Genomic DNA, 19,870 nt, shown 5'->3' on the forward strand with positions numbered 1-19,870 from the left:
ATTGTGCAAGCGAAGATATAAAAACCACGGAAAGTCGGTAATAATTCGTGGTCAAACCACGAATTATTGCCCTAGTTGTGCACAATTTAAGAAAAACCAGCGTACCGGTGGGTGGGATTTCGGTGGCGAGCGCGAGCGGTTTCGGGACTTTCACGCAAGCGGAGTATGCGCAGCGCCTGGTCGGCGTGAAGACGCGCATGGAGAAGGCCGGCTTCGACCTCATCATCTGTCAAGATCCAGCCAATATGTGCTGGCTGACCGGCTATGACGGATGGTCGTTCTATGTTCCGCAATGCGTGCTCGTCCATCTGGAGGAAGACCGGCCGATCTGGTTCGGCAGGGCGCAGGACGCCAGGAGCGCACGCCTGACCACCGGCCTGCCGGAGAAGAACATCGTGCCGTTCTCGGAACGGCTGGTGCAGCAGCCCGTCGAGCACCCCTATGACGAACTCGCCCAGCTGATCCGGTCGCGTGGCTGGAGAAACGCCCGCATCGGCGTCGAGATGGACGCGCATTATTACACCGCGCGCTGCCATGCCCATCTCGTCAGCGGGCTGCCTGACGCGCACTTCGCCAACAACCACGATCTCGTCAACTGGGCGCGGCTGGTCAAATCCGAAGCCGAGCTGGTGCTGATCCGCGAGGCCGGTGCGATCTGCACGCACGCCATGAAACGCGCCATCGAAAAAATGAGACCCGGCGTGCCGCAGAACCATGTCATTGCGGAAATCTATCACGCACAGATCATGGGCGTGCCTGGAGCGGGCGGCGACTATGCCGCGATCTGTCCGCTGATGCCCGTCGGCGAGGGCACCAGCACGCCGCATCTGACCTGGTCCGACGCGCCGCTACCGGACAGCGGCCTCGCCATTCTGGAGATCGCCGGGGTGCGGCGGCGCTATCATGTGGCACTGACGCGGACCGTACATTTCGGCAAGCCGCCGCAAGCCATCATCGACTTGGCCAAGGCGATCGTCGAGGGCGTCGACGCCGGCCTTGAGAAGGCGCGCCCCGGCTACACCGCCGAAGAGGTCGAAGCCGCCTGGCAGGCAGTGTTGAGGAAGAACGGGCTGAAGAAGGAGAGCCGCGTCGGCTATCCGGTCGGGCTCGCCTACCCGCCCGATTGGGGCGAACGCACCGCAAGTCTTCGTCCCGGCGACACCACCGAGATGCAGTCCGGGATGTGCTTCCATTTCATGGCCGGCGTTTGGCTCGACGATTTCGGCATCGCCATCTCGGAATCCTTCGTCGTCACGGATCACGGCGGCGAACGCCTCTGCGACGTGGCGCGCGAACTCATCGTCATCGACTGACCATGACGGACGGGAAGCCGGTAACTGACGAAAGATCATGCCGGCAACGAAAACCGGTAACCAGCACGAGGACGCCTGATGGACCGTAATCCGTTTTCCGAGGCCGAAATCGCCGGCCGCCTTGTCAGGGTCCGCACGGCGCTGGCTGAGCGCGAGCTGGACGCGGGGGTCTTTGCTTCGCCGGAGAACGTCTTTTACCTCACCGGGCTCGATCACTGGGGATATTTTGCCCCACACCTGCTGATCGTGCCGCTCGAGGGAAAACCTGTTCTGGTCACCCGCTCGATGGAAAAGGTGACGATCGAAAAACAGGTGACGGCAGCGGAATTCCGCGGCCATTCCGACAGCGAAACGGCAGCTGATCTTGCCGCGCGGGTCATTGCGGAGACCAGCCTGTCCGGCAAGCGGATCGGCCTCGAATACTGGACGGCGGGCCTCAGCCATGGGCTTGCCGTCGCACTCCAGACGCAGGCCGATGCCAGATGGAGCGATGTTTCCGGGCTGGTCGACAAGATGCGGCGGGTGAAGAGCGCCGAGGAACAGGCGCTGATGCGTCAGGCGGCACAAGTGACCGACGCCGCCGCCGGCGCCGCGATCGCCGCGATCTCGGACGGCGCTTCCGAACAGGAGGTCGCGGCCCAGTGCGTTGCGGCGATGATCCGCGCCGGCGGTCATGCCCCGGGCTTCGGACCTTTCATCCGCCCGGCCGCCCGCCTGGGCGAGGAGCATACGACCTGGGGCGACGGGATCTATCGCAAGGGCGAACCGGTCTTCGTCGAACTGTCCGGCTGCATCTCGCGTTATCACGCGCCGCTCGGCCGGCTCGTTCGCATCGGCCATATCAGCGACGAAGACGCCGCGATGGCGGAGGTGACCGCCAAGGCGTTTGATGCCGTCGTCGAGGCACTCAGGCCCGGCGCCAGAGCGCGCGACGTCTACGCCGCCTGGCAGACCGTCGCGGACGAGGCCGGTCTTTCCCACTATCGCCGCCATCACTGCGGCTATCTGGTCGGCGCCGGCCAGCCGCCATCATGGACCGGCGGCAATTCGGTGACCGGCTTGAGGCACGATTCCGACCTCGAAATCGAGACGGGGATGAGCTTCCACATCCTGTCGTGGCTGATGGGCACCGGTCGCGGCGATGACTTCGTCTCCAACACCGTACTTCTGACCGATGCGGGCGCCGAAGTGCTTACCCGCATGCCGGCCGGCCCGATTGTCCGCTAGGCCCGCACGCATGTCTCGCTACTCGGCATTTTCAATTTTCCGCAACGCGCTGTCTGGCCAGAGGAACTGGCAGCGCGCCTGGCGGGCAGCGGAGCCAAAACCGGCCTACGACGTGATCGTCATCGGCGGCGGTGGACACGGCCTCGCTACCGCCTTCTACCTCGCCGAGAACCACGGCATCCGCAATGTCGCGGTGCTCGAAAAAGGCTATATCGGCGGCGGCAATGTCGGGCGCAACACCACCGTCATCCGCTCCAACTACCTGCTCGACGGCAACACCCAGTTCTACGAATTCTCGATGAAGCTCTGGGAGGGCATGTCGCGGGCGCTGAACTTCAACGTCATGTTCTCGCAACGCGGCCAGCTCGTCACGGCGCATTCGGCCGATCAGCTCGACGGCTTCAGTCACCGCGCCAACATCATGCGGCTGAACGGCATCGATGCCGATATCCTCGACCGCGACGAGGTGCGCCGGCTGGTGCCCTATCTCGATTTTTCCGACACGGCCCGCTTTCCGATCCATGGCGCCATCTTCCAGGGCCGGGCGGGCACGGCGCGCCACGACGCCGTCGCCTGGGGCTATGCGCGCGCCGCCGACGGTCATGGCGTCGACATTATCCAGAACTGCGAGGTGACAGGCTTCCTCCGCGACGGCGACAGGATCGTCGGCGTCGAAACGACGAAAGGCCGGATCGGCGCCGGCAAGGTCGGCCTCGCTGTTGCCGGTCATACATCCGTGCTCGGCGCCAAGGCCGGCCTGGAACTGCCGATCGAAAGCCACGTCCTGCAGGCGTTCGTCACCGAACCGCTGAAGCCGTTGGTAGACCACGTCGTCGCCTACGGTGCCGACCATTTCTACGTCAGCCAGTCGGACAAGGGCGGGTTGGTCTTCGGCGGCAATCTCGACGGCTACAATTCCTACGCCCAGCGCGGCAATCTCGGCGTCGTGCGCGAAGTGGCGGAGGCGGCGATTGCGCTGATGCCGTGCATTTCGCGCGTCCGTCTGCTGCGCCATTGGGGCGGCGTCATGGATATGACGCCCGATGCCAGCCCGATCATCTGCCCGACATCGATCGAGGGCCTCTATCTCAACGGCGGCTGGTGCTATGGCGGCTTCAAGGCAACGCCGGCTTCCGGCTGGTGCTTCGCCCACACGATCGCCACCGGCAAGCCGCATCCCTTGATCGCAGCCTACGGGCTCGATCGTTTCCGCACCGGCCACACGCTCGATGAGGCTGGCGCCGGCCCCTCAGCCTGGCTGCAATAGGAGGCGGAAGACAATGCTGCGCATCGAATGCCCATGCTGCGGTCTGCGCGACCATGACGAGTTCCGCTACGGCGGCGATGCCTCGGTCACGCGTCCGGCCCACGACGATCCCGATCCGCAGGCCTGGTACGTTTATGTCTATCTCAGGGCGAACCCGGCAGGCCCGCACCGCGAATTCTGGCAGCACGTGATCGGTTGCCGCCAATGGCTGGTGGTCGAACGCGACACGCGCAACCACGCCATCGCATCCGTCGATCTCGCCAGGAAATTATCGGCCAGGAAATCACCAGCATGAGTTCGAACCACAAGCGGTTGTCGATGGGTGGCCGTGTCGACCGCGAGCAGCCGGTCGAGTTTACCTTCGATGGCAGGACGCTGGCTGGATATCGCGGCGACACGCTCGCCTCCGCGCTGCTCGCCAACGGCGTCACCCTGATCGGGCGCAGCTTCAAATATCATCGTCCACGCGGCATCTTGTCCGCCGGGCCCGAAGAGCCGAATGCGCTGGTCACGCTCGCAACCGCAGGTAAGCGCGAGCCGAACCTGCCGGCGACGACACTGGAACTTGCAGACGGCGTAGTCGCAGAAAGCCAGAACCGCTGGCCTTCGCTTGCCTTTGACGTGCAAAGCGTCAACGGCCTGTTGGCGCCGTTCCTTTCTGCCGGCTTCTACTACAAGACCTTCATAGGCCCGACGCGCCGCGCCTGGATGTTCTACGAGCACTTCATCCGCAAGGCGGCCGGGCTCGGCAGAGCCGGCACCGACCCTGATCCCGACCGCTACGACATCAGTCATGCCTTTGCCGATGTCGCAATCATCGGCGGCGGCCCGGCAGGATTGTCGGCGGCGCGTGCTGCCGCAGCGGCCGGCGCGCGGGTGGCGCTGATCGAGCAGGATTTCCTGCTCGGCGGCCAGCTTCTGGCGGAGCCGTCCGACAGCGCAGCGGCCGCATGGTTGAGACAGGCCGAGGCCGAGCTGGAGAGCTCCGAAACCGTCACCCTGATGAAGCGGACAACCGCTTTCGGCATCTATGACGGCAATGTCATCGGACTGGTCGAGCAACGCGACCCAACCAATCCGCAGCTGGCCGGCGAAGCGCGGCAGACGTTCACCATGCTTCGCGCCCGCTCGATCGTTTTCGCCACCGGCGCCATCGAGCGGCCAATAGTGTTCTCGAATAACGACCGGCCCGGCGTCATGCTTGCGTCGGCCGCCCGGACCTATCTCAACCGTTTCGCCGTCCTGCCCGGCAAGAAAATAATCGTCGCCACCAGTAATGACGGCGCCTGGCGCGCCGCCTTCGACCTTGCCGATGCCGGCGCAGAGGTGACGGTTGCCGACCTGCGCGCAGCACCACCCGCCGCGCTCGCCACAAGAGCCGCACGGCTCGGCGTGGTGGTGCGGGCCGCAACACGCATCATCGACTTGCGCGGCGGCCATGCCGTCAGGCGTGCAACACTCAACGGACCGGACGGCATATCCGAGGCCGCCTGCGACCTGGTCTGTGTATCCGGCGGCTGGTCGCCAACCGTGCATCTCACCTCGCACCTGGGCGTCAAACCTCAATATCGCGACGACATTGCCGGCTTCGTGCCGGGCGCGTTTACGGCGGACCGGTTCGGCGCCGGCTCGATGATGGGAGCCTATTCGACCGCCGATGTCATCGAGGACGGTCATCGCGCCGGCACCGAGGCGGCATCGTTCTGCGGCAAGTCGGCGCCGGTGCCCGCTCCGTCGAAACTCGATCTCGGCGAGACCGCCACGGCACTGCTTTTCGAAGTCCCTTCTCTCGGACGTGGAAAAGCCTTCGTCGATTTCCAGATGGACGTGACGACCGGGGATATCGAACTCGCCCATCGCGAGGGCTATGAATCGGTCGAGCACCTGAAGCGCTACACCACGCTCGGCATGGGCACCGACCAGGGCAAGACCAGCAATTTTGCGGCGCTTGCCTCGATGGCGGCCTTACGCAACGCAACGATCCCCGAGACCGGCGCCACGACCTTTCGCCCGCCCTACACGCCGGTTGCCATCGGTGCGCTTGCCGGACGCGCCATCGGCCATCATTTCAAGCCGATCCGCCGCACCCCGATGCACGACTGGCACATGGCGAACGGCGCCGAGATGCTGGAGGTCGGGCTCTGGATGCGGCCCTATTTCTACAGGCAATCCGGAAGTGACGTGAACGAAGCCTATGTCGCCGAAATGCGGAATGTGCGCCAGGCCGCAGGCCTGATGGACATCTCCACCCTCGGCAAGATCGACGTCCAGGGCCCGGATGCGGCGATTTTCCTCGATCGCATCTACGCCAACGGCTTTGCCAAACTGCCGGTTGGCCGTGCCCGCTACGGCGTCATGCTGCGCGACGACGGCATCGTCTTCGACGACGGCACCACGACGCGGCTGGCCAAGAACCGGTTCTTCATGACCACCTCGACCGCCAAGGCCGCCGACGTGCTGTCGCGTCTTGAATTCCTGCTCGATACGGCCTGGCCGGATTTGCGTGTAGCCGTGACCTCGGTGAGCGATGAATGGGCGGCGATGTCGGTTGCCGGACCGAAAAGCCGCGCAATTCTGAGTGCCGCGTTTCCCGCTCTCGATGTTTGCGACGCGGCACTTGCGCATATGGGATTGCTCGAAAGCGAATGGCAGGGCCGTGCGCTCCGCATCCTGCGCCTCAGTTATTCCGGCGAGCGCGCCTACGAAATCTATGTCGGCGCAACTGCCGGTGAACAGCTTTGGAGCCGCCTGCTCGAAGCAGGCAGGCCGCTCGACCTGAAACCTTACGGGGTCGAGGCGCTCGGCGCGCTGCGCGTCGAAAAGGGCCATGTCGCCGGACCTGAAATCGATGGGCGCACGACGCTCGACGATCTTGGCCTCGGCCGCATGGCCGGCAAGCGTACCGGCTTCGTCGGCGACGTGCTGCGACGGCGCCCCGCCTTCCAGGCGCCCGACCGCCAGCGCCTGGTCGGACTGGAATGCATCGAGGAGGGAAAACGCCTTCGCGGTGGCGCCATCCTGTTTCTGCCGGGCGAGAAACGTTACGGCCACGGGCGCGGCCGCGTGACTTCCGTCACCTTCAGCCCCGAACGCGGCCACTATGTCGGGCTGGCCTTGCTTGCCGGCGATATCGCTAGCGAAGGAAGCGAGGTCGTGGCCGTCTATCCGATGAAAGCCGAAACGGTGCGTGCCCGCATCGTCTCGCCGGTATTCCTCGATCCGCAGGGGGAGCGGCTGCATGGCTAGCCCGGATTTCAGCCTGTCCATGGCCGATTGTCCGCTCATCCAGGTTGAGGGTTGGGACGGGACGCTGGGCCAATTCGAAACGAGCCTCTCGGCGTCGCTCGGCACCAAGCTTCCCGTCTCGGTCGGAGAGACCGTTGATCACAAGGGTTTTCTCGTGATCCGCGTTGCACCTCGTCGTCTCTGGCTGGCTCTCGACGACGGCGCGCAAGCGCCTTCGCTTGCCGTCGACCCGGATCTCGGTTGTTCGGTCTCTCTCGACGAAGGTCGTGTGCGTTTCAGAATGGCTGGGGCCGACGTCGCGCGGGTCCTCTCCAAATGCATCACTGTCGACTGGCGCGCGCCGGCGGCCGCCCCGGGCCGCGCCGTGCTGACATCCTTGCACCATGTGCCCGTGCTTTTCCTGCGCACCGGCGATACCGTGTGCGAACTCATCGTGCCGCGAAGTTTTTCGCAAAGCCTCTCGGACTGGATTGCTGACGCCGCGGGGTAGGGAAAGGACCAGGCGCGAACGCTCCCCTCAGGAGCCACTCCACGGTCTCGCTCCTTGGATGATCTCTTGAGCACGTGCGGCAAAGCGACCGGCGAGAGGCCACTTGCCGGCGGCATCGGCCGACGCCGCGCTGCCTGCCCGCGCCCGGTCGGCGATGCCAACGAAGATCACGGCGAAACGAAACAGCGAAAAAACCAGGTGGAAGCGTTCCAGGGGCGCAGTGGGTACGGCATGCGCGAAATAATGGTCGAGGAATTCGCGCTGGCTGGGGATGCCGAGGGCGGCATGATCGAGGCCGAGGATGCCGCCATATTCGTCTGGGGTCGAATGCCAGGTCATCGAGCAAAAGCCGAGATCGGCGAGCGGATGGCCGATCGTCGACAGCTCCCAATCGAGAATGCCGATCACCTCGGGCTTGCCGGGATGGAACAGCAGATTTCCGAGGCGGAAGTCGCCATGGGCGATCGACACGCGCCCATCGTCGGCTGGCATATGCTGCGGCAACCAGTCGGCGACCGCTTCGAGTGCCGGAATTCTGTCGCTCGGCGATTGCCTGAGCTGCTTGGTCCAGCGGCCGATCTGGCGTTCGAAATAGTTGCCGGGCCGGCCGTAGTCGCCGAGGCCGACCTCGTCGGGACGGACAGCATGCAATTTGGCCATCGCTTCGGCCATGCCGAAATAGATGCCGCGTCGCTCCGCCGGGGCAAGGCCAGGCAGCGAACAGTCATGGAAGACGCGACCGTCCAGCCGCTCCATCAGGTAGAACGGCGTGCCGAGCGGCTCGATACCGTCGTGATAGAGCACCGGCCCAGGCACCGGTACATCGGTCGGTGCGAGCGCTTCAAGCACGCGGAATTCGCGGTCGACCGCATGCGCCCCACGCAGGATCGGCCCGGCCGGCTTCTTGCGCAGCACCATGCGATGCGCACCATAGTCGACGAAGTAGGTCGGGTTGGACTGCCCGCCGCCGATCCGCTCGAGCGTCATTGCTGCATCGCCGAAGCGGTTCGCGAGAAAGCCCTTCAACGCCGCAGGGTCGAAATCCGCATTCAACGGCATCTTCTCCTCCTGAGATGCCACCCCGCGTCGCTTATGCCTGGCCTTCGACAGTCCAGCGCCAGAAGCCCCTCTCTTCTTCGTCGAGGAAACGGTTCAGCACCATCTTGTGGACCTCATCGGCGCCGTCGACCAGCCGCGCCTGGCGCGCATAGCGGTAGATCCATTCGAGCACCGTGTCCTTAGAATAGCCACGCGCGCCATTGATCTGGATCGCCACATCGGCCGCGTCATGCAGCACATTGGCGACCTGGACCTTGGCCATCGACACGTCCTTGCGGGCAAAGCCGCCGCGGTCCAGCTCCCACGCAGCCTTCATCACCAGGATGCGGCCGATCTCGATGCGCATGGCAAGGTCGCCGAGCTTCAGCTGGACACTTTCGCGGTCGGCGAGGCGCTGGCCAAAACCATGGCGCTCGGCAGCGTAGGCGCGCGCGATCTCGACGCAGCGCTTGGACAATCCGAGCCAGCGCATGCAGTGGGTTAGCCGCGCCGGGCCGAGCCGCACCTGCGTCACCTTCATGCCCCTACCCTCGCCGGCCAGCATGTCTTCGACAGGGATTTCCAGCCCGTCAAATTCCAGCTCGCAATGCCCGCCATGCTCCTCCGGGCCCATGATCTCGATACGGCGCATGATGCGCCAGCCCGGCTGGTCCTTGTGGAACATCAGGGCCGACAGACCATGGCGCGGGTCGTCCGAGGTTCGCGCGATCAGAATGAAATGGCTGGCCTCCTCCGCGCCGGTGATGAACCATTTGCGGCCGGTCACGACATATTTGTCGCCGCGCCGCTCCGCACGCGTCATAATCATCGAAGGGTCTGAGCCGCCGCCGGGGTGCGGTTCGGTCATGGCAAAGGCCGAGCGTACCTTGCCCTCGACAATCGGCTTCAGCCATTTTTGCTGCTGCGCTGGCGTGCCGAGCGCCTCCAGAACCATCATGTTGCCATCGTCGGGCGCTGCCGAATTGAACACCACGGGTCCGAAGATCGAGCGGTTCATCTCCTCGTAACAGACCGCTATGTCCATCTTGCCGAGACCGGCGCCGCCGGTTTCGGGCTTGAGCTGCAGGCACCACAGGCCCGCCATCCGCGCCTTGGCGCGAAGCGCCTCCAGCAGCGGCAAGGCAATATTTCCATGCGCGTCATAGGACATCTTGTCGGCCTCGAGCGGCAGGATCTCACGCTCGACGAAGTCGGCAATGCGGACGCGGTAATCTTCGGTGCGGGCTGGAATGTCGAAATTCATGGACAAACTCTCAGCGAAGCGAGGTGGCCGCCATCGTCTCGAAATCGAGCGAGCGCTCGTTTTCCGTATTCGCCTCTATCCTCTTTTGCAGCCGCCGTCATCCGGCGAAGCGTGGTTCCGCAACGCCCTTGATGCCAAGGCCGGTTATTGCGAACAGGCTGCCGCGCAGGACGCCATCGCCGGGGAATCGCGGCAGCGGCGATTTTGCCATCGAGTTCATGTACAGCGTGTCGAGCTTCGGTCCGCCGATATCACCCTGGGCGGTCGCCCGAAACACCCGCCCGTCGAAACGGTCGATCCAGTAGAGGCGCCCCTGCTCTACGTCCCACAGCGGGCCCCTCGCCCAGTGCGGTCTTCACATCCACCACGACAGCGGTCCTCATGCCGTCCTCCTCTGTTGGCACCGTGCGGCGATAGGCGAGCCGCCTCAGAACGCGACCTTGTCGCCGCCCTTCAACGACAGGATTTCGCGCGCCTCGTCGGGCGTCGCCACTTCCATGCCAAGCCCCTCGATGATCTTGCGGGCAAGCACCACCTGCTCGGCGTTCGATTTGGCAAGCTTGCCCTTGCCGGCCCAAAGACTGTCTTCGAGCCCAACGCGGATGTTGCCGCCAAGCGCTGCCGACTGCGCGGCAATGCGCAACTGGCTGGCGCCGGCGCCGAGCACCGACCAGCGGAACTGGTCGCCGAACAGCCGGTTGGCGGTGCGCTTCATATGGGCGACGTCTTCGGGATGCGTGCCGATGCCGCCAAGCAGACCGAACACCGACTGCACGAAGAACGGCGGCTTGACCAGCCCGCGGTCGGCGAAGTGCGAGAGATTGTAGAGATGGGCGATGTCGTAGCACTCGAACTCGAAGCGCGTGCCGTTGTCATAGCAGGTCGCAAGAATGTATTCGATGTCTTTGAACGAGTTGCGAAAGACAAGGTCGCGCGTCGCTTCCAGATGCGGCCTTTCCCAGTCGAACTTGAAAGTCTCGTATTTGTCGACGAGGTGATAGAGCCCGAAATTGATCGAGCCCATGTTGAGCGAGGCGACCTCAGGCTTGAACTCGGCGGCCGGGCGCACGCGTTCCTCGACCTTCATGTAGGGACTGCCGCCAGTGGTGATGTTGATGACGGCATTGGTGGCCTGCTTGATGCGCGGCAGGAAGCGGGCGAACGCCGCCGGCGTCTGGTCAGGCTTGCCGGTCTCGGGGTCGCGGGCATGCAGGTGCAGGATCGCCGCGCCCGCCTCCGCCGCCGCGATCGCCTCGGCGGCGATCTGGTCCGGCGTGATCGGCAGATAGGGCGACATGGTCGGCGTGTGGATCGCCCCGGTCACCGCACAGGTGATGATCACCTTGCCTTTGGTCTGCTGGGCGCCGGGCTTGCGGCTTGTTTCCGTCATCTTCCAAACTCCTGATCCGATTTTTTCTTGTGCGCCGCCAGCGCCATCAGCCGGCGGTCGCGCCACACCTGCCGTTCACCAAGGCCTTCTCGCGGCAGCCGTTTGCGGCGGTCGGCCTCGACCGTCTCGATGACCTCGCCGGCCCAATCGACCCGTCGCAGCATCTGCGGAAAAATGTTGGCATAGATCGCTTGATAGCGCTCGACGTAGTCGCGTACGCCGCCCGGCGCATTGAGGTCGATCGTCTCGAACGGGCCCATGAATGACCAGCGTAGCGCCAGCCCGTCGCGAATGCCGATGTCGACATCCTCGACGCTGGCATAGCCGTCGGCAACAAGTCGAAAAGCCTCCTCCAGCAGCGCGCCCTGCAGGCGGTTCATGATGAAGCCGTCGAGCTCGTGCTTCATCACCAATGGCGCGTGGCCCGCATCGACGAGGAAGGCGCGGGTCCTTTCGACCGTCTCGGAAGACGTCCATGGCGCCGGCACGACTTCCGCGGCCGGGATGAGATAGGGCGGATTGATCGGATGCACGACCAGGCAGCGGTTCCGCCCTTGCAGATGGTTGGTGAATTTCGACGGCAGCAACGCCGAGGTGGAACTGGCGATCACCGCTTGCGGAGCGGCAATTGCATCGATCCGAGAGAACACCTCGCGTTTCACATCGAGGTTTTCGGGCGTGTTCTCCTGGATATGAACCGCATCGGCCAGCGCCTCGCCCAGTTCTGCCACGATGGTGATGCGACCAAGCACGGCGTCGATTGCCTGTCCCCGCAGCAGATCGTTCGCCGCGAGGTCGCCGAGCACGCCGGCGATGTAATCATGCGCGCCGGTCGTCGCGGCCGGCGACTGGTCCCACATCCGCACGTCATGACCGGCGCGGGCAAAACTGATCGCCCAGGCCCGCCCGATGAACCCGCTGCCGACAATTGCTACTTTCACCATGGTCGGGCTCCTCAAAGGGTTTCGACGTTGCCGTCGACGCCGAGCGACTGGCCGGAGATGTTGATCGCCGCATCGGACAACAGGAAGGCGATCATCGCGGCGACGTCATAGGGGCTGGTCATGCGGCGCAGCGAGATGTTCTGGAGATAGCGCTCCGTCATCTCCTCATTCGACACACCGAGCTGCTTGGCCCGGTCGGCGATGACCTTGTCGATGCGTGGTCCTTCGATGATGCCGGGCAGGATAGCGTTGACCCTTATGCCGTGCGGCCCGAGTTCCTTGGCGAGGCTCTGCGTGAAACCGATGACGCCGAACTTGGCGGCCGAATAGGGGGTGCGGAAAGCGTAGCCGTGGCGGCCGGCGGCGGACGACATCGAGACGATCGAGCCGCCGCCCGTCGCCTTGATCAGCGGCACGGCACGCCGGGCGCAGAGGAACTGGCCGGTCAGGCAGATGTCGATGCAGCGCCGCCAGTCCGCCGGATCGATTTCATCGACGCCGCCGGTCGGCCCGGCGATGCCGGCATTGTTGATCAGCGCGTCGAGCCCGCCGAGCTTTTCCTTAACCGTCTCGAACAGCCGGTCGACGTCGTCTTCGCGCGAGACATCGGCCTTGACCGCGGCGACGAGGGCGATCTTGTCCGGAGCAGCAGTCAGCGCCTCGTCGGAGACGTCGCAGACGACGATGCGCGCGCCGAGCCGCGACAACGTGTCGGCAATGGCCAAGCCGATGCCGCCGGCCCCGGCCGTCACCAGCACGCGCTGCCCCTTCAGCCCGGTCAGAAAATCGTCGGCCGATGTCGGCGCCCCTTTACTCATAATCTTGACGCTCATCGTCCCTGTCCTTCCTCATTGCAGCCGCCGTTCGCGCAGCGCCATGACAGCGCCCAGAACGACCAAGCCGTACAGAATTGCCCTTGTGGGGCATAGGGCAGCTGAAATAGTGACGAAAGCATTGCCCGCTGGTGGCTTGGCGAGCAAAGGCAGCTGCTCGGGCACGCCAGACTTTCGAATTTCCGGTAAGCCGCCCTGGGTTTGCATTGATCTCCACGACCAAGCCATGGCGCGGGCTTGCTCGCGTAGCCCCTAAGGCCGTCCTGGGGGCTGCTCCTGCGGAAATTTGTTTTCGTCTATGATTGCCACGGCCTGCTCGATGCTGTCTCTCACCTCGAAACCGATCCAATGTCCGTCCATTAGATGCGTTTGCCTCCCGCAGGCGAGGAAATAGCTCCCGGCCTGCTGCGCAACAAAATTGAGTTGCCTCCTCTCATTGATCTTAATTCCCTCTGGCGGTTCGATGTACACCCCCCAGATCGCATCCTCGGCCGTCAACTTCACTGGCATCTCTGACTGAGCGTAGACCCTGGTCAGCATCAGGCTGTGCCGGAAAGACGAGGAGCCATTGATGAACTCGATCTTTACCGACCATTCCGCTGGCACGACGATGGTGAGATTGCCGCCCCAGTAACCGTTGAAGTCGATAATGTCGGTCCGGATGTTGTCCCTGCGGAACCGCTCGACTTGATTCCAATCGGCAACAATCTCCATGGCCACTGTCTTGGCTGCGGGATCGTTCTTGATCCAGCTCGGGACGAAGGGCTCCCCGGCCAGTGCAATTCCAGGCAATGCCAAGGCGACGGCGAGAAGGGCAAGGTGAGCAAAGCGCGCCATCGCAATCAGAGGCTCCTCCCGAGCGGGCGGCCGAGCGCAAGCGGCCCAATCGAGGTCGACCTGGCTTGTTCCCTAAGGAAGAGAATACGCTCGAAATAGCATCCACACCAGCAAACCCAGAGTGCGCTATCGTCAGCAGTCAGAAACAACGCCATTGCTGCTATATCATCGGTTGGATGCGCGTTGGAGTTGCCTGCAGTGGGTCAGTGCGAGGGCGACGGGCGATTCCGTAATGTGAAGTTTCTGCTTCAGCTGTTGCGAAGGGTCTGTTGCGCAATTCGCCAGGCCTGCTCCACATGTCGCCGGGCCGCCGCTTCGGCTTCATCGCCGTTGCGCGACTTGATGGCGTTCATGATGTCGGTCATTTCGGCAATTGCGGCATCGCGGCGGTCCACCGAAGCGATGGTCATGGAACGCAGCTGGTTGATGCGGACGTTCAGACCCTGGACGATCTCCCAGGCGATGCGCTTGTCGGCGGCATCGAAAAGCACTTCATAGAATTTTGTCGTCGCCCGCATCACCTCGATCGGATTGGCTGAGGCCCACGCCGTGAGCAGCACATCGAATGCGCGCTCAAGCGCAGCGATCTGGTCTTCCGTCGCGGTCAGCGCGCAGGCGCGCGCCGCGATGCCCTCCATCAGAGCGCGCAGTTCATAAATCTCATCGGTGCGGCTGAGATCCGGCCGGGCCACGGCGGGTCCGTGGCCCGGTATCATCTGCACCAGGCCTTCAGTCTCCAACTGCCGCAGAACTTCGCGCACCACCGAGCGACTGACGCCGAGCTGGTCGCAAAGCGGCCGCTCGACCAACCGTTCGCCGGGCTGGAAGTGAAACCCCATGATCGCGTCGCGCATGCGCTCCAGCGCCAGCGTTCTCAGCGTCTTGGTGGATCGTTCGATCCTCAGTTTGTCGTCGGCCAATTCATCTACTCCCAGCACCCGCAAACAAACAGATTCGACGATCCGTTGACAAGGGATTTGGTCTTCAATAGTATGGTATACCATAAGATTGTCGAGGCAAAAGGAACTTTTCCGGATGTCTCAGCCCGATCGACCACAGAGGATTCGATGAAGCCGGCCATCCGAAAGATCGTCACCTATGTCGAGAACACGCTGATTGAAGGCGGCAAGGCAGCCCCGCGGCCGCTGCGCCTGATCGGCGTGGCGGCAGTGCTCGACAATCCCTGGGCCGGGCGCGGTTTCACTGAGGACCTTTCTCCCGAGATCCGCACCTATGCGCCGGTTTTGGGAGAGATGCTGACTCGTGAAATCCTCGCGGTCGCGGGATCCGGCGAAGCGATCGAAGGCTACGGCAAGGCCGCAATCTGCGGCACATCAGGCGAGATCGAGCATGCCTCGGCGCTCATCCATACGCTGCATTTCGGCAACCACTATCGGCGTGCCGTCGGCGCCAAGACCTATCTTGCCTTCACCAATCTGCGCGGCGGGCCGAACACGCCGATCATGATCCCGCTCATGGACAAGAACGACGAAGGCCGACGTTCGCACTATCTGACTGTGCACTTCCAGATCGGTGACGCGCCGGCGCCAGACGAATTGGTGGTGGCGCTTGGCGCCTCGATCGGCGGACGGCCGCATCATCGCATCGGCGACCGCTACCAGGATCTCAAGGAGGTCGGTGACCTGCATGGCTGAGCTGACGGAGCCTGGCTGGCATCGCGGAACGGCGCCTGACGGCACCGGCTTCATCCGTGCCGGATCCGGCGCGCCGGTCCTCCTCATTCACGGCGTCGGCATGAATGCGGCGATCTGGAAGCCCCAGATCGCGCTGATGAAGGACAGATGGGATGTGATCGCGATCGACATGCTGGGACACGGCCTGTCGCCGCTGCCGACCGAGGATGCCAGCCTTGCCGACTATGCCGGACAGGCAATCCGGCTTCTTGATCACCTTGGCCTGGAAACCGTCTCGATCGTTGGCCATTCAATGGGGGCGCTGGTCGGGCAGGAAATCGCTCTCAATGCACCCGAACGGGTCCACAGCATCGTCTCGCTCAACGTAGTTTTTCGCCGCCCGGCGGAGCTTGCGCAGGCGGTGCGCGAGCGCGCCGCAGAATTGAATGGTGCAGAAAATCCGTCGGGGACGGACGCAACGATCGCGCGCTGGTTCGGCAACCCGGTCCCCGACCGCCTGGCAGAGGCTGCAAGGACGACGCGCGCGGCACTGCAAAGCGTCAACCCGGACGGCTATGCGCGCACCTATCGCCTTTTCGCCCATGCGGATGCGGCGCATGGCGATCGTCTTTCCGGTCTCGCGGCGCCGGCCCTGTTCATGACCGGCTCCGACGATAAGAATTCCTCACCTGCGATGTCGGCGGCGATGGCGCGCCTCGCGCCGCGCGGTCGCTGCGTCGTCCTGAAGGGTGAACGACATATGATGGCCGTAGCCTCGCCCGACGGGGTCACACGGCGCATTGCCGATTTTCTCGAGAGCAACGACGGTGCAAGCACATCCGAGCGACCGGCGATGGACACGGCCTTCGACGCGGGCGAATTCAGGCGGGCGCTCGGTTCCTTCCTGACCGGCGTTACCATTGTCACCGCGATCGGGCCGGAAGGAGAGCCTAGAGGCTTCACCGCCAATTCGTTTACATCCGTTTCGCTCGATCCGCCGCTTGTGCTGGTCTGCGTCGCCAAGAAAGCGCTGGGTCATCCGGTATTTTCGACCTCGAAGTGCTTTGCCATCAACGTGCTCTCGGAGGAACAGCGAGCCGCATCCGGCGTCTTCGCTTCGAAATCGCAGGACAAGTTCTCGGCTGTCGAATGGCGCTTCGGCCCGACCGGCAGCCCGCTGCTCGCTGGATCGGTGGCGACGTTTGACTGTGACATGGAGCAGTTGGTCGACGCGGGCGACCATTCGATCCTCATCGGCCGCGTTCGCGAATTCTCCCACAATTCATCGCAGCCGCTCGGCTATTGCCGTGGGGCGTATGTCTCGCCCGGTCTCAGCCAGGAAGCGCTGGCGGCCGCGCCTCCGGACATGGAGGTCGGCGCCATCCTCGAAGATGAAGGCCGCGTGCTGTTCTTCGAAACCGCCGACGGCTTTTTCGAACTGCCGGCGGGCCGAGGACTGGGCTCGCCCGGCGACACGCGAAGCCTTAGGGGACGCCTCGCTGCGAAAGCCATCGAGGCGCATCTCGGCTTCCTGTTTGCGGTCTGGGATGACGCCGCAAGCCCATCGCGAACGCATGTCTACTACCGCGGCACGGTAGACGCGCCCCACTCCAGCGACGGCAAGGTCCGGCTCGTCGACATCGACAGGATTGCCGGACTGAACATCGCCGACGCTGCTGTGCGCTCGATGCTCGCCCGCTATGTTCGCGAATGTCGGGAGGATGCGTTTGGAGTCTATGTCGGCAACGAGGTCGAAGGTGAAGTCCGTCCGCTCGCCAAGCCGGCAGCCATGAACACTTCGGGGTGAACAGATATGAAGTTCTCGCTCTTCGTCCATATGGAACGCTCGGACCCGGCAAAGCCGCATGCCGAGCTCACCGACGAGCTTGAGGAACTGGTCGTGATGGCCGAGGCGGCAGGCTTCGAGTCGGCCTGGATCGGCGAGCACCACGGCATGGAGTTCACCATCTCGCCAAACCCGTTCATCAACATCGCCTATCTCGGCGCCAGGACGAAGCGCATCCGGCTTGGCACAGGAACCGTCATCGCGCCGTTCTGGCATCCGATCAAGCTCGCCGGCGAGGCAGCAATGACCGATGTCGTCACCGGTGGCCGGCTCGACATCGGCATCGCGCGCGGCGCCTACAGCTACGAATACCAGCGCCTGTTCCCGGGGCTCGACGCCTGGGGTGCGGGCCAGCGCATGCGCGAGATTATCCCGGCCATCAAGGGCCTCTGGGAGGGCGACTTCGAGATGTCCGGGGAGTTCTGGTCGTTTCCCTCAACCACCTCGTCGCCCAAGCCGGTGCAGAAACCGCACCCGCCGATCTGGGTGGCGGCGCGCGATCCGAACTCGCACGACTTCGCCGTCTCCAACGGCTGCAACGTCCAGGTGACGCCGCTCGCCTCGGGCGATGACGAGGTAACCAACCTGATGGAGCGCTTCGACGCGGCGTGCGCAGCGCATCCGGACATGGCCCGCCCCGAGATCATGCTGCTGATGCACACATTCGTTGCCGAAGACACCGCCGATGCGGAGCAGCTGACCAAGGACCTTTCGCTGTTCTACTGCCAGTTCGGCGCCTGGTTCCAGAACAAGAAGCCGGTTCGCCAAGGCATATTGGAAGCGCTCTCCGACGACGAGATCGCGGCGATGCCGCAATACGCGCCGGACAAGATCCGACAGAACCTGGTGATCGGCGAAGCCGAAGAGGTGATCGCCCGGCTGAAGGCATATGAGGCGCTTGGCTACGACCAGTATTCGATCTGGATCGACAGCGGCCTGCCACACGAGCGCAAGAAGAAGTCGCTGCAGCTGTTCGTCGACAAGGTGATGCCGGCCTTCGGACATGGGAGGCCGCAATGACCCTAGTGGCCTTCAGCAACTTCATAGATGGGGCGTTCGATACGCCGAAAAACACCTTCGAAAGCATCGATCCGTCCACCGGAGCGCCCTGGGCGACGATGCCCGCCGCAACCGAGGCCGAGGTCGACCGCGCCGTCGAGGCGGCGCAGCGGACGCTGCACTCGGCCGCGTGGGCTTCTGTGACGGCGACGGCGCGCGGCAAGCTGCTGGTGCGCCTCGGCGAGTTGGTCGCCGCCAATGCGGGGCGGCTGGCGGAGCTGGAGACGCGCGACACCGGCAAGATCATCCGCGAGACCCGCGCCCAGATCGCCTATGTCGGGGATTATTACCGCTACTATGGCGGGCTTGCCGACAAGCATGAAGGCTCGCATGTGCCGATCGACAAGGCCGATATGGACGTCACCATCCGGCGCGAGCCGATCGGCGTCGTCGCTGCCGTCGTGCCGTGGAACTCGCAGCTCTTCCTTTCGGCGGTCAAGCTCGGCCCGGCACTGGCCGCCGGCTGCACGGTCGTCCTGAAAGCCTCTGAGGACGGTCCAGCGCCGCTGCTGGCCTTCGCCGAACTCGTTCATGAGGCCGGATTTCCCGCCGGGAGCGTCAACATACTGACCGGGTTCGGGCAAGATTGCGGCCGACGCCTGACAAGTCACCCGCTGGTTTCACGCGTGGCCTTCACCGGCGGGCCTTCGACCGCTCGTGCGATCGTCCGCAACACGGCGGAAAATCTCGCCTATACGACGCTGGAGCTGGGCGGGAAAAGCCCGGTTGTGGTTTTCGCCGACGCCGACCTGGACAGTGCTGCCAACGCGGTCGTCGCCGGAATTTTTGCGGCGTCTGGACAAAGCTGTGTCGCCGGCTCCCGGCTGCTTGTCGAGCGTTCGATAAAGGGCGAGTTCCTGGACAGGCTGAAGCACAAGGCCGAGGCCATCAGGATAGGCGATCCGAAGGATCCGGCCACCGAAATGGGGCCGCTGGCAACGCCACGCCAGCGCGAATGGATCGAGAAGATCGTTGCCGAGAGCCTCGCCAGTGGCGGGACGCTGGTCACCGGCGGAAAAAGGCCCGACGATCATCCGGACGGCTTCTACTACGCACCGACCATCATCGATGCCGAGGACACAGGACTGCCTTGCGTGCGCGAGGAATTGTTCGGTCCGGTGCTCAGTGTCCTCACCTTCGACACAGAAGCCGAAGCCCTGGCGCTTGCCAACGATACGCCGTTCGGCCTCGCCTCGGGCGTGTTCACCACCAATCTCGCCAAGGCGCACCGCATGGCGCGCGACATCCATGCCGGCGTCGTCTGGGTCAACACCTACCGCGCCGTTTCGCCGCTCGTGCCGTTCGGCGGCTATGGTCAGTCCGGGCTCGGCCGCGAGGGCGGGCTCGACGCCATCCGCGATTACACGCGCTCGAAATCCGTCTGGATACGGATATCCGACGAGCCGATCCCGGACCCGTTCGTCATGCGATGAGGCGCGCAATTTCACAACAACAAGAAACAAAAACAACCAACAGAGGAGA

Annotated in this window: 19 protein-coding genes; 10 read left to right on the forward strand and 9 right to left on the reverse strand. The window is 64.0% G+C overall.

Going from position 1 to position 19,870, the window contains the following annotated elements; all coding sequences use genetic code 11:
• Nucleotides 1–122 precede the first annotated feature (122 nt).
• From AC0NIE_RS30855 to AC0NIE_RS30880, 6 genes are all read left to right on the forward strand, one after another.
• On the forward strand, nt 123–1,313 hold the full coding sequence (locus AC0NIE_RS30855; protein WP_473486142.1) for a M24 family metallopeptidase: 1,191 nt from the start codon (nt 123–125) through the stop codon (nt 1,311–1,313).
• 78 nt (nt 1,314–1,391) lie between these two features.
• Entirely contained in the window at nt 1,392–2,540 is a 1,149-nt protein-coding gene (locus AC0NIE_RS30860) for a M24 family metallopeptidase (protein WP_473486143.1), read from the forward strand.
• Nucleotides 2,541–2,550: 10 nt separating this feature from the next.
• Complete coding sequence (locus tag AC0NIE_RS30865; RefSeq protein WP_473486144.1) at nt 2,551–3,807, forward strand: sarcosine oxidase subunit beta family protein; 1,257 nt, start codon at nt 2,551–2,553, stop codon at nt 3,805–3,807.
• A 13-nt stretch (nt 3,808–3,820) separates the two neighbouring features.
• Nucleotides 3,821–4,102 carry a sarcosine oxidase subunit delta gene (locus AC0NIE_RS30870; protein WP_473486145.1) on the forward strand — a complete coding sequence of 94 codons (282 nt, stop codon included), beginning with the start codon at nt 3,821–3,823 and terminating at the stop codon, nt 4,100–4,102.
• A complete protein-coding gene (locus AC0NIE_RS30875; RefSeq protein WP_473486146.1) occupies nt 4,099–7,053 on the forward strand; it encodes a sarcosine oxidase subunit alpha family protein in 2,955 nt (984 codons plus the stop codon). Before AC0NIE_RS30870 ends, AC0NIE_RS30875 begins: the two co-directional genes overlap by 4 nt.
• Nucleotides 7,046–7,543: a sarcosine oxidase subunit gamma family protein gene (locus tag AC0NIE_RS30880; RefSeq protein ID WP_473486147.1), complete on the forward strand. Its 498-nt coding sequence runs from the start codon at nt 7,046–7,048 to the stop codon at nt 7,541–7,543. The genes AC0NIE_RS30875 and AC0NIE_RS30880 overlap by 8 nt, the downstream gene beginning before the upstream one ends.
• 27 nt (nt 7,544–7,570) lie before the next feature.
• Here AC0NIE_RS30880 and AC0NIE_RS30885 read toward each other — a convergent pair whose 3' ends face one another.
• The 9 genes from AC0NIE_RS30885 to AC0NIE_RS30925 form a co-directional block, all read right to left on the reverse strand.
• On the reverse strand, nt 7,571–8,602 hold the full coding sequence (locus tag AC0NIE_RS30885; protein WP_473486148.1) for a phosphotransferase family protein: 1,032 nt from the start codon (nt 8,600–8,602) through the stop codon (nt 7,571–7,573).
• Nucleotides 8,603–8,633: 31 nt separating this feature from the next.
• Nucleotides 8,634–9,845, reverse strand: coding sequence for an acyl-CoA dehydrogenase family protein (locus AC0NIE_RS30890; RefSeq protein WP_473486149.1), 1,212 nt, complete (start codon nt 9,843–9,845; stop codon nt 8,634–8,636).
• 97 nt (nt 9,846–9,942) lie between these two features.
• Nucleotides 9,943–10,122: a hypothetical protein gene (locus tag AC0NIE_RS30895; RefSeq protein ID WP_473486150.1), complete on the reverse strand. Its 180-nt coding sequence runs from the start codon at nt 10,120–10,122 to the stop codon at nt 9,943–9,945.
• Between the two features lie 150 nt (nt 10,123–10,272).
• Nucleotides 10,273–11,235, reverse strand: coding sequence for a 3,5-dioxohexanoate:acetyl-CoA acetone transferase (kce, locus tag AC0NIE_RS30900; RefSeq protein WP_473486151.1), 963 nt, complete (start codon nt 11,233–11,235; stop codon nt 10,273–10,275).
• Nucleotides 11,232–12,179, reverse strand: coding sequence for a 3-hydroxyacyl-CoA dehydrogenase (locus tag AC0NIE_RS30905; protein WP_473486152.1), 948 nt, complete (start codon nt 12,177–12,179; stop codon nt 11,232–11,234). The genes kce and AC0NIE_RS30905 overlap by 4 nt, the downstream gene beginning before the upstream one ends.
• Nucleotides 12,180–12,190: 11 nt before the next feature.
• A complete protein-coding gene (locus AC0NIE_RS30910; protein ID WP_473486207.1) occupies nt 12,191–12,997 on the reverse strand; it encodes an SDR family oxidoreductase in 807 nt (268 codons plus the stop codon).
• Nucleotides 12,998–13,027: 30 nt separating this feature from the next.
• Complete coding sequence (locus tag AC0NIE_RS30915; RefSeq protein ID WP_473486153.1) at nt 13,028–13,219, reverse strand: hypothetical protein; 192 nt, start codon at nt 13,217–13,219, stop codon at nt 13,028–13,030.
• A 45-nt stretch (nt 13,220–13,264) separates the two neighbouring features.
• Nucleotides 13,265–13,849 (reverse strand): sulfocyanin-like copper-binding protein, encoded by a 585-nt coding sequence (locus tag AC0NIE_RS30920; RefSeq protein WP_473486154.1) that lies wholly within the window; start codon nt 13,847–13,849, stop codon nt 13,265–13,267.
• Nucleotides 13,850–14,097: 248 nt separating this feature from the next.
• A complete protein-coding gene (locus tag AC0NIE_RS30925; protein WP_473486155.1) occupies nt 14,098–14,769 on the reverse strand; it encodes a GntR family transcriptional regulator in 672 nt (223 codons plus the stop codon).
• Nucleotides 14,770–14,916: 147 nt separating this feature from the next.
• Between AC0NIE_RS30925 and AC0NIE_RS30930 the strand changes: the two genes are divergently transcribed.
• The 4 genes from AC0NIE_RS30930 to AC0NIE_RS30945 are packed head-to-tail and all read left to right on the forward strand — an operon-like array spanning nt 14,917 to nt 19,821.
• Nucleotides 14,917–15,504: an amino acid synthesis family protein gene (locus AC0NIE_RS30930; protein ID WP_473486156.1), complete on the forward strand. Its 588-nt coding sequence runs from the start codon at nt 14,917–14,919 to the stop codon at nt 15,502–15,504.
• A complete protein-coding gene (locus tag AC0NIE_RS30935) occupies nt 15,497–17,290 on the forward strand; it encodes an alpha/beta fold hydrolase (protein WP_473486157.1) in 1,794 nt (597 codons plus the stop codon). The genes AC0NIE_RS30930 and AC0NIE_RS30935 overlap by 8 nt, the downstream gene beginning before the upstream one ends.
• A gap of 6 nt (nt 17,291–17,296) precedes the next feature.
• Entirely contained in the window at nt 17,297–18,349 is a 1,053-nt protein-coding gene (locus AC0NIE_RS30940) for an LLM class flavin-dependent oxidoreductase (RefSeq protein WP_473486158.1), read from the forward strand.
• Nucleotides 18,346–19,821: an aldehyde dehydrogenase gene (locus AC0NIE_RS30945; protein WP_473486159.1), complete on the forward strand. Its 1,476-nt coding sequence runs from the start codon at nt 18,346–18,348 to the stop codon at nt 19,819–19,821. The genes AC0NIE_RS30940 and AC0NIE_RS30945 overlap by 4 nt, the downstream gene beginning before the upstream one ends.
• Nucleotides 19,822–19,870: the final 49 nt, after the last annotated feature.

The sequence above is a fragment of the Mesorhizobium sp. WSM4842 genome, assembly GCF_055901575.1.

What these genes read in the sequence shown, in the direction of transcription:
- AC0NIE_RS30860 (WP_473486143.1), top strand. Translation starts at nt 1,392, where the DNA reads ATGGACCGTAATCCGTTTTCCGAGGCCGAAATCGCCGGCCGCCTTGTC.
- AC0NIE_RS30865 (WP_473486144.1), top strand. Translation starts at nt 2,551, where the DNA reads ATGTCTCGCTACTCGGCATTTTCAATTTTCCGCAACGCGCTGTCTGGC.
- AC0NIE_RS30870 (WP_473486145.1), top strand. Translation starts at nt 3,821, where the DNA reads ATGCTGCGCATCGAATGCCCATGCTGCGGTCTGCGCGACCATGACGAG.
- AC0NIE_RS30875 (WP_473486146.1), top strand. Translation starts at nt 4,099, where the DNA reads ATGAGTTCGAACCACAAGCGGTTGTCGATGGGTGGCCGTGTCGACCGC.
- AC0NIE_RS30880 (WP_473486147.1), top strand. Translation starts at nt 7,046, where the DNA reads ATGGCTAGCCCGGATTTCAGCCTGTCCATGGCCGATTGTCCGCTCATC.
- AC0NIE_RS30885 (WP_473486148.1), bottom strand. Translation starts at nt 8,602, where the DNA reads ATGCCGTTGAATGCGGATTTCGACCCTGCGGCGTTGAAGGGCTTTCTC.
- AC0NIE_RS30890 (WP_473486149.1), bottom strand. Translation starts at nt 9,845, where the DNA reads ATGAATTTCGACATTCCAGCCCGCACCGAAGATTACCGCGTCCGCATT.
- kce (WP_473486151.1), bottom strand. Translation starts at nt 11,235, where the DNA reads ATGACGGAAACAAGCCGCAAGCCCGGCGCCCAGCAGACCAAAGGCAAG.
- AC0NIE_RS30905 (WP_473486152.1), bottom strand. Translation starts at nt 12,179, where the DNA reads ATGGTGAAAGTAGCAATTGTCGGCAGCGGGTTCATCGGGCGGGCCTGG.
- AC0NIE_RS30910 (WP_473486207.1), bottom strand. Translation starts at nt 12,997, where the DNA reads ATGAGTAAAGGGGCGCCGACATCGGCCGACGATTTTCTGACCGGGCTG.
- AC0NIE_RS30915 (WP_473486153.1), bottom strand. Translation starts at nt 13,219, where the DNA reads ATGCAAACCCAGGGCGGCTTACCGGAAATTCGAAAGTCTGGCGTGCCC.
- AC0NIE_RS30920 (WP_473486154.1), bottom strand. Translation starts at nt 13,849, where the DNA reads ATGGCGCGCTTTGCTCACCTTGCCCTTCTCGCCGTCGCCTTGGCATTG.
- AC0NIE_RS30930 (WP_473486156.1), top strand. Translation starts at nt 14,917, where the DNA reads ATGAAGCCGGCCATCCGAAAGATCGTCACCTATGTCGAGAACACGCTG.
- AC0NIE_RS30935 (WP_473486157.1), top strand. Translation starts at nt 15,497, where the DNA reads ATGGCTGAGCTGACGGAGCCTGGCTGGCATCGCGGAACGGCGCCTGAC.
- AC0NIE_RS30940 (WP_473486158.1), top strand. Translation starts at nt 17,297, where the DNA reads ATGAAGTTCTCGCTCTTCGTCCATATGGAACGCTCGGACCCGGCAAAG.
- AC0NIE_RS30945 (WP_473486159.1), top strand. Translation starts at nt 18,346, where the DNA reads ATGACCCTAGTGGCCTTCAGCAACTTCATAGATGGGGCGTTCGATACG.